13 protein-coding genes are annotated in these 12,997 nt (G+C 69.5%); 8 read left to right on the top strand and 5 right to left on the bottom strand.

Features of this window, described 5'->3' with window-relative positions:
• Positions 1-13: 13 nt before the first annotated feature.
• Positions 14-1,096 carry a DNA integrity scanning diadenylate cyclase DisA gene (disA, locus tag IM25_RS08675; RefSeq protein ID WP_065995963.1) on the bottom strand — a complete coding sequence of 361 codons (1,083 nt, stop codon included), beginning with the start codon at positions 1,094-1,096 and terminating at the stop codon, positions 14-16.
• Between the two features lie 93 nt (positions 1,097-1,189).
• Here disA and IM25_RS08680 point away from each other — a divergent pair, with 93 nt between their 5' ends.
• Positions 1,190-1,753, top strand: coding sequence for a PaaI family thioesterase (locus IM25_RS08680; protein ID WP_006550489.1), 564 nt, complete (start codon positions 1,190-1,192; stop codon positions 1,751-1,753).
• A gap of 26 nt (positions 1,754-1,779) precedes the next feature.
• Here the strand turns inward: IM25_RS08680 and dinB are convergent, their stop codons facing one another.
• The 3 genes from dinB to IM25_RS08695 form a co-directional block, all read right to left on the bottom strand.
• Positions 1,780-3,036 (bottom strand): DNA polymerase IV, encoded by a 1,257-nt coding sequence (dinB, locus tag IM25_RS08685; protein WP_019290182.1) that lies wholly within the window; start codon positions 3,034-3,036, stop codon positions 1,780-1,782.
• A gap of 57 nt (positions 3,037-3,093) precedes the next feature.
• Complete coding sequence (gene radA, locus IM25_RS08690; RefSeq protein ID WP_065995964.1) at positions 3,094-4,485, bottom strand: DNA repair protein RadA; 1,392 nt, start codon at positions 4,483-4,485, stop codon at positions 3,094-3,096.
• 91 nt (positions 4,486-4,576) lie between these two features.
• On the bottom strand, positions 4,577-5,209 hold the full coding sequence (locus IM25_RS08695) for a hypothetical protein (protein WP_033096926.1): 633 nt from the start codon (positions 5,207-5,209) through the stop codon (positions 4,577-4,579).
• Between the two features lie 276 nt (positions 5,210-5,485).
• On the opposite strand from IM25_RS08695, the gene carD reads away from it, so the two are divergent.
• From carD to IM25_RS08725, 6 genes are read left to right on the top strand one after another with little or no spacing between them, the layout of a single operon-like run.
• Positions 5,486-5,974: an RNA polymerase-binding transcription factor CarD gene (gene carD / locus IM25_RS08700; RefSeq protein WP_006550486.1), complete on the top strand. Its 489-nt coding sequence runs from the start codon at positions 5,486-5,488 to the stop codon at positions 5,972-5,974.
• Between the two features lie 25 nt (positions 5,975-5,999).
• Complete coding sequence (gene ispD, locus IM25_RS08705; protein WP_033096925.1) at positions 6,000-6,707, top strand: 2-C-methyl-D-erythritol 4-phosphate cytidylyltransferase; 708 nt, start codon at positions 6,000-6,002, stop codon at positions 6,705-6,707.
• Positions 6,708-6,712: 5 nt separating this feature from the next.
• The gene (ispF, locus tag IM25_RS08710) at positions 6,713-7,189 is read left to right on the top strand and encodes a 2-C-methyl-D-erythritol 2,4-cyclodiphosphate synthase (RefSeq protein ID WP_024102859.1); all 477 of its coding nucleotides are present in this window, start codon (positions 6,713-6,715) and stop codon (positions 7,187-7,189) included.
• Between the two features lie 11 nt (positions 7,190-7,200).
• A complete protein-coding gene (cysS, locus tag IM25_RS08715) occupies positions 7,201-8,595 on the top strand; it encodes a cysteine--tRNA ligase (RefSeq protein WP_006550483.1) in 1,395 nt (464 codons plus the stop codon).
• Positions 8,595-9,563 (top strand): 23S rRNA (guanosine(2251)-2'-O)-methyltransferase RlmB, encoded by a 969-nt coding sequence (gene rlmB / locus IM25_RS08720; RefSeq protein WP_065995965.1) that lies wholly within the window; start codon positions 8,595-8,597, stop codon positions 9,561-9,563. Before cysS ends, rlmB begins: the two co-directional genes overlap by 1 nt.
• Before the next feature lie 44 nt (positions 9,564-9,607).
• On the top strand, positions 9,608-10,651 hold the full coding sequence (locus IM25_RS08725) for an alpha/beta hydrolase (protein ID WP_033096924.1): 1,044 nt from the start codon (positions 9,608-9,610) through the stop codon (positions 10,649-10,651).
• Between the two features lie 17 nt (positions 10,652-10,668).
• Here IM25_RS08725 and IM25_RS08730 read toward each other — a convergent pair whose 3' ends face one another.
• Positions 10,669-11,541: a biotin-dependent carboxyltransferase family protein gene (locus IM25_RS08730; protein WP_065995966.1), complete on the bottom strand. Its 873-nt coding sequence runs from the start codon at positions 11,539-11,541 to the stop codon at positions 10,669-10,671.
• Between the two features lie 86 nt (positions 11,542-11,627).
• Here IM25_RS08730 and mgtE point away from each other — a divergent pair, with 86 nt between their 5' ends.
• Positions 11,628-12,980: a magnesium transporter gene (mgtE, locus tag IM25_RS08735; RefSeq protein ID WP_065996506.1), complete on the top strand. Its 1,353-nt coding sequence runs from the start codon at positions 11,628-11,630 to the stop codon at positions 12,978-12,980.
• Positions 12,981-12,997 lie beyond the last annotated feature (17 nt).

Below are 12,997 nucleotides of genomic sequence, written 5' to 3' on the forward strand. Positions count from 1 at the left end.
GTCCGGTAGTTGTTCAGTCGTAGTGGTTGATCGCGGCTTCGGCGAGCCGCGACAGTCCCTCGCGGATGTACCGGGCCCACAGGGCGCCGACCCCGTCGACCGCCTGCAGATCGGCAGCGGTGGCCGCGAGCAGGCCCTGCAGTGTGCCGAACGCACCTACGAGCCGGTTGATCTGCCGGGCCTGCAGGCGCGGCACCCGATGGAGCACGCGATAACCGCGGGGACTCATCGAGGTGTCGAGGGCCTCGATGGTGCCCGAATAGCCGAAGGCGCGGGCGAGGCTCGTCAGGGCGAGCAGGTCGACGTCGGTCAGGTGTGCGAGACGCTCGAGCGCCTGCTCGACCTCCTGCTGGGTGGGGACGTGCTCGCCCGCAAGATAGTCCCGCACGATGAGCTGCCGGGCGAGCTGGTTGTCGCCGACGAGTTCTTCGAGCTGGAGGGCCAGCTGGCGACCGTCGGTCCCGAGTTCGAGCACGTCCTGCTCGATCTCCACGGACAGGCGGTGCATCATCTCGAGCCGCTGCGCCACGGTGAGCGCGTCGCGCAGCGTGACGATGTCCTCGATCTCGACCACGGACAACTGCCGGGTCACCTCGTCGAGTCGGGCCTTGTAGCGCTCGAGTGTCGCGACGGCCTGGTTGGCCCGGGACAGGATGGTCGCGGAGTCGTTGATGACGTGGCGGCGACCGTCGACGTACACGCTGACGATGCTCATCGACTGGCTGACCGAAACCACCGGATATCCGGTCTGGATTGCGGTGCGTTCCGCGGCGCGGTGCCGGGTGCCGGACTCCACGGTGGGGATGCTCGGATCGGGCACGAGTTGCACGTTGGCACGCACGATGCGCGAACCGTCGGTGGACACGACCACGGCGCCGTCCATCTTCGACAGCTCCCGAAGTCGGGTGGGGGCGAACTCGACGTCGAGTTCGAAACCGCCGTCGCACAGCTCGGCGACCTTGTCGTCGAAACCGAGGACGATCAGGCCGCCCGTGCGGCCGCGGAGGATGCGTTCGAGACCGTCGCGTAGCGCGGTGCCGGGCGCCAGACGAGCGATGGTGTCGCTCAGCGTCGATGCCGGCGCCGACTCGGTCATCTGGACTTCCTTCCCCTGTGCGGTCTGCGGTCGTCGTCACAATGCGCGGACTCGTGGATCGGCGCCCCGACCGCGCAACTACATTACTTGCTTATGCGCAGCACCTGGACTTTGCCCGACGACCTCGTCGTTCCCGATCTGCCGGAAGATCATCCCGGCCCGGGTGCGCCGGTACCGCAGCATTGGAACAAGTGCTTCGGGTGTGGTGACGACCAGCCCTCCGGCCTCGCGATGGAGTTCACGATCGGCGAGGGCCTCGAGGTGCTCGGCCGTCTCGACGTCGCCACGCGCTACCAGGGCGGACCGGGATTCATCCACGGCGGCATCCTCATGACGGCCTTCGACGAGGTCCAGGGAATGGCGTGCAACGCCGCCCTGCGGACCGCCGTCGTCACCGGGCACTTCGAGACGGACTTCGCCCGTCCCATCCCCCTGGGCTCGGTGCTCGAGTTCCGCGCCCGCGTCGACGGCTTGGTGCGGCGCAAGGTCTACACCAGTGCGGAGGCGCGCATCGTCGCCGGTCCGCCGGCCGATCCGGACGTCGTGGTGGCGTCGTCGGTCGGGTTGTTCGTCGTCGTCGGGCACGAGCACTTCGCGAAGGGCCGCGACTACGCCGACGGCATCCCGCAGAGTGAACACGACATCTCCGCCGTCTGACATTTCCGCCCTCCGGGTTTTCGCGTTCAGGTCTCCGGTCCGTCGGGGAGCAGCGGAACACCCGGCCGGTGGTCGCGTCCGAGCAACGCCGCGGAAGTGACCGCGCCCGCGCCGTAGCGGGAGTGCAGATCGTCCAGGACGGCATCGAGGGCATGCCGGTCGACGGCGCGGTGCTGCGTTCGCGTGTCTGCAGTACTGTCCCCGGCGGCCTCGACCGGCTCGTCGAACGGCAGCTCGAGTTGCTCGACGCCTTCACCGACGAGATTCGTCACCGCGATCCCGATGAGCGTGAGACCGCGCTCGGCGATGAGCGGTCGGGTCTGCTCGAGCAGGTCGTGCGCCGCCGCCGACAGCAGATCGGTGCGTGCGGTGGCCCCGGGCAGCGTGTGAGAGCGTGTCGCGCGGGTGTAGTCGGCGAAGCGCATCCGCAGGACCACCGTGCGGCCGAGGCGTCCGGCCCGGCGCATCCGCCGGCCCACGCGGTCGACGAGCAGTTGCAGCGTCTCGCCGACCGACTCGAGGCTGTGGGGTCCGCGGCCGAGCGCGTGCTGCGCGCCCATCGAACTGCGCCGCCGATGCCGGACCGGACGCGGATCGTGACCGATCGCGAGCGCGTGCAGGTGGCGTCCCGCCGTGCGTCCGAGCAGCGAGACGAGATCGGACTCGGAGTGGGCGGCGACATCGGCCACGGTCCGCAGACCGTGCGCGTGCAACTTCGCCGCCGTCACCTTGCCGACGCCCCACAACCGCTCCACCGGCAACGGATGGAGGAACTCGAGTTCGGCGTGCGGAGGGACGAGGAGCAGTCCGTCGGGCTTGGCCACCCCGCTCGCGACCTTGGCGAGGAACTTGGTGCGCGCGACACCGACGGTGATCGGCAGCCCCACCTCCTCGGCGACCGTGCGGCGCAGGCGTGCGGCGATGTCGACGGGTCTGCCTGCGATGCGCCCGAGACCGGAGACGTCGAGGAACGCCTCGTCGATGGAGATCCCCTCCACGATCGGTGTGGTGCGATCGAAGATCGCGAAGACGTCGCGCGAGGCCTGCGCATAGGCCTCCATGCGGGGAGGCACCGAGATCAGTCCCGGGCACAGGGCGCGGGCGGCTCGGCCCGACATCGCGGTGACGATGCCGTGAGCCTTGGCCTCATAGCTCGCCGCGAGTACGACGCCCCCGCCCACGACGATCGGTTTGGCGCGCAGCCACGGATCGTCGCGCTGCTCCACCGACGCGTAGAACGCGTCGAGATCGGCATGCAGCACCGTCGCATCGGACACGAACACATGTTCGCACCGGCCGCCGACACCTCGGCAGATCGGCGCTGCCGACATGTCCGCAGGTCAGCGTGTGAGGGTCGACAGTGCCTGCGCCACGTTGGACACCTCGAACTTCTTCATGCCCTTCGGGACCCCCTCGACATCGCGCGGAACCCCCCCGCGGTCGAAGCCGAGCCGGTTCGCCTCCGCGAGTCGGCGACCCGCACCGACGACACGACGGACCTCCCCGGCGAGACCGACCTCGCCGAGCAGCACGGTGCCGGCCGGGACGGGCTGGTCGCGTACGGCTGAGGCGACGGCGAGTGCGAGTGCGAGGTCGGCGGACGGATCGGTGATCCGCATACCGCCGACGGTGGAGGCGTAGACGTCGCAGTTACCGAGCCGGCCGAGCCCGCAGCGACGCTCGAGCACCGCGAGCACCATCGCCACCCGCGCCGAGTCGAGACCGCTCACGGCGCGTCGCGGTGAAGGATTGTGCGTGGGCACCACGAGCGCCTGGACCTCACCGAGGAGCGGGCGTTTGCCGTCCATCGTGACCGTGACGGCAGTGCCGGGCACGGCCTCGTCGCGGTGCTGCAGGAACAATCCCGACGGGTCGCTGACGCCGACGATCCCGTCCTCGGCAAGTTCGAAGCAGCCCACCTCGTCGGCGGCTCCGAACCGGTTCTTCACCCCGCGCACCATGCGCAGCGTGGAGTGCTTGTCGCCTTCGAAGTGCAGCACCACGTCGACGAGGTGCTCGAGGGAACGCGGACCGGCGACCGCGCCGTCCTTGGTGACGTGGCCGATGAGCAGCACCGGGATGCCGCTGGACTTCGCGAGGGAGGTCAGGGCGCTGGTGACTGCGCGGACCTGCGTGACACCGCCGGTCACGCCGTCGACGTCGGCGGCGAGCATCGTCTGGACGGAGTCGACGACCAGCAGCGTGGGCTTGACCTGCTCCACGTGCCCGAAGATCGTCGCGAGGTCGTTCTCGGCGGCAAGATAGACCCGGTCGTGCACGGCGCCGGTGCGGTCGGCGCGCAGGCGCACCTGACCGGCCGACTCCTCGCCGGTGACGTAGAGCGCGCGATCGGCTTCGCCGCGCAACGCCCAGCGGTGCACCACCTCGAGGAGCAGCGTGGACTTGCCGACACCGGGTTCGCCGGCGAGCAGGACGACCGAACCGGGTACGACACCGCCGCCGAGGACGCGGTCGAGCTCGGGGATGCCCGTGGGCTTCGCGTGGGTGGCCTTGCCGTCGATCTGCGACAGCGGGGTGGCCGGGGTGCTCGGCAGCACGGCGGCGGCACCGGCGCGGGCGAGCGAGGTACCCGACCGCGAGGCGACCGCGACCGGTTGGACGGGTGCTTCGTCCATCGACCCCCACGTTCCGCATTCGGGACAGCGCCCGACCCACTTCGCGACGGTGTGCGAGCAGTCGGAACAGCGGTAGAGGGTCTTGGTCTTTGCCACGGCCGGAGGATAGTCGGTCGCACCGACACCGGAGCGGATGCGAGGAGGGCCCGGCCGAGCTGTGCTCGACCGGGCCCTCCAGCAGGAAGTCCTAGTGTGCTTCGCCCACGATCGGCGAGAGCTCCGACTCGTCGCGGGGGAGCTCCGGGCCGGCGTCGATCGGCACGGACAGGGTTACGTCGCCGGCCTCGGCGAACGTGAAGGTCACGGGGATGGTCAGGCCCGGGCGGACACCCTCGGAGAGGTTCACGAGCTCGACGTTGTTGACGACGCCTGCCGGGGCCGGGGAGGGGGTCTCCTCGGTGCTGTTCGGACGCGGCGACTCGTCGACCTCCTCGACGAGGGCGGCGTTCGCCTCGGAGACGCCGGCGACCACGGAGGACTGCGGAGGGACCTCGATGGGAGTGCCCGTGACCGAAGCCGCGAAATCGGTGGAGATACCGGTGAGGTTGTCGCCCACGTACGGGTCGAGGTTGACGATCGTGAAGCCGAGCTGGGCGGTGCCGCCGGGCTCGATGCTGTACTCCTCGGAGTTGGGGTAGATCACGTGCACGTTGCGCAGCGCGAGGCTGCCGGCGTCCACGTTGGAACCGTTGATGGCCGCGACCTGGGTCGAGGTCTGGGTGATCTGACCGGCGCTGCACGCGGACATCGTGAGCGCCGCTCCCGCGGCAAGGGCGAGAGCGGTCACGACTCGGCGAGTCGGCGCTTTGAGAGCAGTCACGGGTTCCTCCACTCGAGTAAGGCTCGCAATCCACTAGGCAGAGTAGTAGTTCCCGTGCGCGCTGTGTACGTCGGGGCCGGATCTCGTGCGGATTCGCGCGCGGAAGACGAGATCGACAGGCGCCCACGGACGGGTGTGTCGGAGGTCACCCGATACACGGAAGCAACTGCCTGTCAAGCCCTACGCTCAGTGCTCGGTGCCCCTGACCTGCATCGTTGACGGGAGGGTGATGTGGTCACGTGTTAAACTGGGAGAATCGAAAGGGGCACGGGACACATGATTTTCAAGGTCGGAGACACCGTCGTATACCCCCACCACGGTGCGGCGCTGATCGAAGCAATCGAAACACGCACCATCAAGGGTGAGCAGAAGGAATATCTGGTTCTGAAAGTCGCGCAGGGCGACCTGACGGTCCGGGTACCTGCAGAGAACGCGGAGTACGTCGGAGTGCGCGACGTCGTCGGGCAGGAAGGCCTCGACAAGGTTTTCCAGGTGCTGCGCGCACCCCACACGGAAGAACCCACCAACTGGTCACGGCGGTACAAGGCCAACCTCGAGAAGCTGGCCTCCGGCGATGTCAACAAGGTCGCAGAAGTTGTGCGCGACCTGTGGCGCCGGGAGCAGGACCGCGGCCTGTCCGCAGGTGAGAAGCGGATGCTCGCCAAGGCACGTCAGATCCTCGTCGGTGAGCTCGCGCTCGCCGAGGGCACCGACGACGTCAAGGCGGAGACCATGCTCGACGAGGTTCTCGCCGCCGCTTCCTGACGCGCGAGACATCGGCAAACTGCACATGAGCGATCGCAACGGGCCGGTCGTCGGAATCCTTCCGGCGGCCGGCCGCGGTGTTCGCCTGGGAGAACCACTGCCCAAGGCGTTCGTGGAACTGGACGGCCGCACGATGCTCGACCGCTCGGTCGAGGCGATGCTTGCTTCAGCGGTCATCGATCGAGTGGTGATCGTCGCGCCGCCCGAACTGGCTGCGACGCCCGCGGACCGGCTCGTCGGCGAGTCGTTCGCCGACCGGGTCACCGTCGTCGCGGGTGGCGCCGAACGCGCCGACTCGGTGCGCGCCGGTCTTGCGGCGGCATCGGGCGCGCGGTTCGTGCTCGTCCACGACGCCGCGCGTGCGCTCACCCCGGCCGAGCTGTTCGTCCGGGTCGTCGACGCGTTGCGGGCCGGCAGCGAAGCGGTGATCCCCGTCCTGCCCGTCGTCGACACCATCAAGAGTGTCGACAAGGACGGAGTCGTCACCGGGACTCCCGACCGGTCGACCCTCCGCGCGGTGCAGACGCCGCAGGGATTCGACGTCGAATTGCTCGAGCGGGCCAACCGCGACGCCGCCGACGCGACCGACGACGCGGGACTCGTCGAGCGGTTGGGGGAGCGGATCACCACCGTCGTGGGAGACCCTCTCGCTTTCAAGATCACCACCCCACTGGACCTGGTGCTGGCACGGACCGTGCTCGCGTCCGGCGTCCGCACCGAGAAGGAGATGTGAGCATCGTGCGTGTCGGCATCGGAACGGACGTGCATCCCGTGGAGGCCGGACGGCCGTGCTGGATGGCCGGTCTGCTGTTCGAGGACGCCGACGGGTGCGCGGGTCACTCCGACGGGGACGTCGCTGCGCACGCGCTGTGCGATGCGGTGCTCTCGGCCGCCGGTCTCGGCGACCTCGGATCGGTCTTCGGCACGGGCCGACCGGAGATGGCCGGCGCCTCCGGTGTCGCGATGCTCGGCGAGGTACGTCGCCTGCTCGACGACGCCGGCTGGGTGGTGGGCAATGCCGCCGTCCAGGTGATCGGGAACCGCCCGAAGATCGGGCCGCGGCGCGAGGAGGCACAGGCGGTGCTGTCCGAGGCGCTCGGCGGTCCGGTCTCCGTGTCGGCGACCACCACGGACGGACTCGGGCTCACCGGCCGGGGAGAAGGTGTGGCGGCGGTTGCGACCGCACTGGTCCTGGCCCAGCAGGACGAGCGGTAGGATAGACGGTCGTGACCTTGCGCTTATACGACACCGAATCGCGGGCCGTGCGGGATTTCGAACCGCTGGTCCCCGGCCAGGCCTCGGTGTACCTGTGTGGGGCCACCGTCCAAGGCGAACCCCATATCGGGCACGTACGCAGCGGCGTTGCGTTCGACGTGCTCCGCCGGTGGCTCGCTACCAAGAGTCTCGATGTCTTGTTTGTGAGAAATGTCACAGACATCGAGGATAAGATCCTCCGCAAGGCGGCAGAGGCAGGTCGGCCGTGGTGGGAGTGGGCCGCGACCTACGAGCGGGCCTTCAACCGCGCCTACGATGCGCTCGGTGTGCTTCCTCCCTCGGTGGAACCTCGCGCGACCGGCCACATCACGCAGATGGTCGAACTCATCCAGCGCCTCATCGACGCCGGGCACGCCTACGCGGCCGACGGCGACGTCTACTTCGACGTGCTGAGCTACCCCGAATACGGTGCCCTCTCCGGACACCGCATCGAGGACGTCCACCAGGGTGAGAGCGCCGGACTCGGCAAGCGCGACCCCCGCGACTTCACGCTGTGGAAGGCCGAGAAGCCCGGTGAGCCGTCCTGGCCCACCCCGTGGGGTCGTGGTCGCCCCGGCTGGCATCTCGAGTGCTCCGCGATGGCCGGCTTCTATCTCGGCGGCACCTTCGACATCCACTGCGGAGGCATGGACCTCGTCTTCCCGCACCACGAGAACGAGATGGCGCAGTCCCGCGCCGCCGGCGACGGCTTCGCCCGCTACTGGTTGCACAACGGCTGGGTGACGATGGGCGGCGAGAAGATGTCGAAGTCGCTCGGTAACGTGCTGTCGATCCCCAACGTGCTCGCCCGCGTCCGGCCACAGGAACTGCGCTACTACCTGGGCAGCGCCCACTACCGTTCGATGCTCGAATACTCCGACGACGCGCTCGCCGAAGCGGCCGCAGCGTACCGGGGACTCGAGTCGTTCGTGCTCAAGACCCGCGACCGCGCGGGCGAGGTGCCCGTGGGCGAGTGGACCGAGGCCTTCGCCGAGGCTCTCGACGACGATCTCGGTGTGCCCAAGGCGCTCGCGGAAATACACCGCAAGCGCAGCAAGGGCAACAAGGCGCTCGACAACGGCGATCTCGACACGGCCGTGCAGATCGCCTCGCAGGTCCGGAGCATGCTCGGCATCCTCGGTGTCGACCCGCTCGACGAGCACTGGTGCTCCACCGACGATTCAGGGTCGGCCGCACTCGCGGCACTCGACGTGCTGGTCGGCGCGGATCTCGAACGCCGCACGACCGCCCGGGCCGAGAAGAACTGGGCGGTGGCCGACGAGGTGCGGGACCGCCTCACAGCCGCGGGGGTCGAAGTGACCGATACGCCCAACGGACCCGAGTGGTCTCTGAAAGCAGGACAGTGATGGCAGGCAATTCCCAGCGTCGCGGCGCTATTCGTAAGGGCGGCACGAAGAAGGGGCAGGTCGTCGGGTCCGGCGGGCAGCGGCGACGCGGGCTCGAAGCGCGTGGCGCCACCCCCAAGGCCGAGGACCGGCCCTACCCCCCCGCCGCACGGCGTGCCCGGGCCGCGGCCAAGGCCGCCGACCCGCGCGGTGGCGGTCGTCGTCCCGCGGCCGGTCGCAAGGCCGAGGACGGGCCCGAGATGGTGCTCGGCCGCAATCCGGTCGTCGAGTGCCTACGTGCCGGTGTGCCCGCGACCGCTCTGTACGTCGCCCTCGGCGCCGAGGCCGACGAGCGGCTCAAGGAAGCCGTGCAGCGCTCGGCCGAGATGGGCATCTCGATCCTCGAGGTCTCGCGTTCCGAACTCGACCGTCTGTCGTCGAACGGGATGCACCAGGGCATCGGCCTGCAGGTGCCGCCGTACCGCTACGCGCACCCCGACGACCTGCTGGCCCGCGCCGCGGAGAACCACGAGCGTCCGCTGCTCGTGGCCCTCGACAACATCTCCGATCCGCGCAATCTCGGCGCGGTGATCCGTTCGGTCGCGGCCTTCGGCGGCCACGGTGTGGTCATCCCGCAGCGCCGTTCGGCGTCGGTGACGGCCGTGGCATGGCGCACGAGCGCCGGTGCCGCAGCGCGACTGCCCGTCGCGCGTGCCACCAACCTCACGCGCACGCTCAAGGACTGGCAGTCCCGCGGTGTCCGCGTCGTCGGTCTCGATGCCGGTGGCGACACCAACCTCGACGATTTCGACGGCACCGATCCCGTCGTCGTGGTCGTGGGGTCGGAGGGCAAGGGACTCTCGCGCCTGGTGCGGGAGACCTGCGACGCCGTTCTCTCCATCCCGATGGCCGGAGACGTCGAGTCGCTCAACGCCTCCGTCGCGGCGGGCGTGGTGCTCGCGGACATCGCGCGGCAGCGTCGGGGCTGATCGAGTCTGCCCGAGCTGCGGTCGCGAGGGCCTAGTCTGTCCTCGTGGTCGCATCCCTGCCGTTCCGTACGAAGGTGTTCGCCTTCCTCGAACGCTTCGCCGACAAGTCCATTGCCGACGCGTCCGTCGACGAGATCCCGGCACGTCGTGCTGCGCGCACGAAGCTCCTGTCGTCCCCGGTCGGACGGCTGATCTCGGGCCGGACGCATCCCGGCGTGCGGATCGAGGACCGATGGGTCGATCTCGAGCACGAGGTGATCGACGATCTCGCCCCCGAGGACTCCCCGGTCCGGACCCGTCTGCGGATCTATCGGCCCTCGGCGCGAACGAGCGGTCCGCTGCCGGTCGTGCTGTTGTTCCACGGCGGCGGGTGGGTGCTCGGCAATCCGGAGCAGAACGAGTGGTGGGCGAGCCACACCGCCGCGCGGACCCCGAGCGTCGTGGTGTCGGTGGACTACCGGCTCGCCCCCGAACATCCCTATCCCGCAGCAGTGCTGGACTGCTGGGCGGCGTTCCGGTGGGTCGTCGCACACGCTGCGGAACTCGACGGTGATCCGTCCCGCGTCGTGGTCGCCGGTGACAGTGCCGGAGGCAACCTCGCCGCGGTCGTCGCCGACGTGGCCGGCCGCTCGGGTGGTCCGCTGCCGGCCGGTCAGGTGCTGATCTATCCGGCGACGGAGATGGAGGAGGAGTTCCCGTCGGAGCGGCAGTTCGCGAACGCTCCCGTGCTCACCTCCCGCGGTATGCGGGCGTTCGTGCGCCTGTATCTGGCCGGAGCCGATCCGTATGCGCCGACCGCGGCTCCCCTGCGCGGCACGCTCGCCGGTGCCGTCGTACCGGCCCTCGTCCAGATCGCCGGGCACGACCCGTTGCGCGACAACGCCGTTCGATACGCCGAAGCATTGCGGGCCAAGGGCGGCGACGTCGCGGAGACCGATTATCCCGACACCGTGCACGGCTATCTCAGCCTGCCCGGCATCTCTCCGCCCGCGACACACGCACTCGACGAGGCGATCACCTTCGTACGTCGGGTGACGGCTACCGACCCGACCGACGAGGACGACACCTCCGTGCCGTCACGCGCCTGACGGTCACCCAGCAGCGATCACCGTACCGGCACGAACCGCACCCGCTGTCCGGGACGCAGTTGCGCCGCGACCGGCAGATCGGCGGCGACCGCCACCGCGGCCACCGGATAACCGCCCGTGACGGGATGGTCGACGAGGAACAGCACCGGATGCCCGTCCGGCGGTATCTGCAGCGACCCGGGAACCATGCCCTCGCTGGGCATCTCCTCGTGCCGTGCACGGTGCAGGCGACCCGGACCGTGGAACCTGATGCCCACCCGATCGAGTTCCGATGTCACCGTCCAGGTCTCGTGGAACAGTGCCCGCAGTGATCCGGGTGTGAACCAGTCGTCGCGCGGGCCGGGCCGTACCCGGATCTCCACGGGGTCGTCCATCGGCGGCGGTGGTGGGAACTGCTCCTCGTCGGGCAGGGGGCCCGACATCGCCCCGACGAGCAGACTGTCGCCGGCGCGAACCGGTGACGGTCCGGTGTGCGACAGGATGTCGGTGGACCTGCTGCCGAGCACCTCCGGCACATCGATGCCGCCGCGTACCGCGAGGTAAATCCGCAGGCCTTCGTTCGAGACGCCGATCCGCAGCACGTCGTCGTTGCGGAGGGTGATGCGCGCCCAGTCGCCGACCGGCCGGTCGCACACGGTCACGTCGGCGCGGGCACCGGTCACGGCCACGATCGTCTCGCCGACGCTGCGGACGGCGAGACCGCCGCCGGTCACCTCGAGTGTCGCCGCGTCCGGCTGGTCCCCCACGAGCCGGTTCGCGGCGTCGTGTGCGCGCCGGTCGGCGGCACCGGACCGGGTGAGGCCCGAGGAACCGTAACCGGGACGTCCGCGATCCTGGACCGTCGTGAGCATTCCGCCGGAGAGCACCTCGAACCACGCCACGATGTTCATTCTCACTCACCGGCTTCGATCGCACGTCCGCACTCCGGCCGAACGATCGCGTTAGGTTGAAGATCATGAGGAAGGAGGTGACGATCATGGATGAAGCAGACGTCCGGGCGGCGACGACGCGACTGATCGAGAAGGCCGTCGAGGCCGACGACCTTCAGGCCGCGCACGACGCTGTCGCGGAACTGAGCGTCGAACAGGTCGTCGACGTGCTCGAACGGCTCGGTCGGACGGATCGAGCAGTGCTCTACCGGTTGCTGCCCAAGGACCGGGCGATCGACGTCTTCGAACAGCTCGACCCGAGCATGCAGAGCGAACTGCTCCGCGGGTTGCGCGACGATCAGGTGGCCGCAATCTTCGCCGACCTCGAACCCGACGACCGGGTGGAACTGCTCGACGAACTGCCCGCGACGGTCGCGTCGACCCTCATGCGCGGCCTGCCGCCCGCCGACCGCGAGGTGACCGCCACGATCCTCGGCTATCCGCAGCGGTCGATCGGCCGGCGGATGAGCCCGGCCTTCGTGTCGCTGCGGCAGGACATGACCGTCGAGCAGGCGATGGACGCCGTGCGTCGTCGGCTCGACGACGCGGAGACGGTGTACACGCTGCCGGTGGTGGACGACGGTCGTGTGCTCGTCGGGGTGGTCGGTCTGCGCGAGCTGATGACTGCGGCGCCGGGAACGGTGCTCGCCGACATCATGAACGAGCCCTACTGGGCGCGCGTGACCGACGACGCCGAGGAGTCCGCGCGCCGCTGCGCCGAACTCAAACTGCTGGCGTTGATCGTCGTCGACAGCGAGACCAGGTTGGTGGGCATCCTGACCGTCGACGACGCCCTGCGGATCCTCGAAGCCGCCGACAGCGAGGACCAGGCGCGCATCGGCGGTACCGAGCCGCTGCGCCGGCCCTATCTCGCGACACCCGTCGGGCAGTTGGTGCGCTCGCGGGTGGTGTGGTTGCTCTTCCTGGCACTCGGCGCGACCCTCACGGTCCAGGTCCTCGAGGTGTTCGAGTCGACCCTCGATCAGGTGGTCACCCTGGCGCTGTTCGTGCCGCTGATCATCGGCACCGGAGGCAACGCCGGAAACCAGGCCGCCACCACGGTCACCCGCGCATTGGCGCTCGACGACGTGACGCCACGCGACATCGGCGGGGGGATCGCCCGCGAACTCCGGGTGGGTCTGTCCCTCGGTGTCCTGCTGGGCTCGGTCGCGTTCGTCCTGACGTCCCTGGTCTACGACTCGTCGGTGGGCGCGGTGATCGGGCTGACGCTGGTGAGCATCTGCACCCTCGCCGCCACCGTCGGTGGTGCGATGCCGTTGGTGGCCAAATCGATCCGCGCCGACCCCGCGGTCTTCTCCAATCCGTTCATCACGACCTTCGTCGACGCGACCGGCCTGGTGATCTATTTCCTCGTCGCGAAGGCCGTGCTCGGTATCTGAGCGCAGCGGCGCAGTGG

It is taken from the genome of Rhodococcus sp. p52 (assembly GCF_000763325.2).
Taxonomy (GTDB): domain Bacteria; phylum Actinomycetota; class Actinomycetes; order Mycobacteriales; family Mycobacteriaceae; genus Rhodococcus; species Rhodococcus pyridinivorans.

Excerpts from the sequence above, each read along its gene's own strand:
- disA (WP_065995963.1), bottom strand. The coding sequence starts at position 1,096 with ATGACCGAGTCGGCGCCGGCATCGACGCTGAGCGACACCATCGCTCGT.
- IM25_RS08680 (WP_006550489.1), top strand. The coding sequence starts at position 1,190 with ATGCGCAGCACCTGGACTTTGCCCGACGACCTCGTCGTTCCCGATCTG.
- carD (WP_006550486.1), top strand. The coding sequence starts at position 5,486 with ATGATTTTCAAGGTCGGAGACACCGTCGTATACCCCCACCACGGTGCG.
- ispD (WP_033096925.1), top strand. The coding sequence starts at position 6,000 with ATGAGCGATCGCAACGGGCCGGTCGTCGGAATCCTTCCGGCGGCCGGC.
- rlmB (WP_065995965.1), top strand. The coding sequence starts at position 8,595 with ATGGCAGGCAATTCCCAGCGTCGCGGCGCTATTCGTAAGGGCGGCACG.
- IM25_RS08730 (WP_065995966.1), bottom strand. The coding sequence starts at position 11,541 with ATGAACATCGTGGCGTGGTTCGAGGTGCTCTCCGGCGGAATGCTCACG.
- mgtE (WP_065996506.1), top strand. The coding sequence starts at position 11,628 with ATGGATGAAGCAGACGTCCGGGCGGCGACGACGCGACTGATCGAGAAG.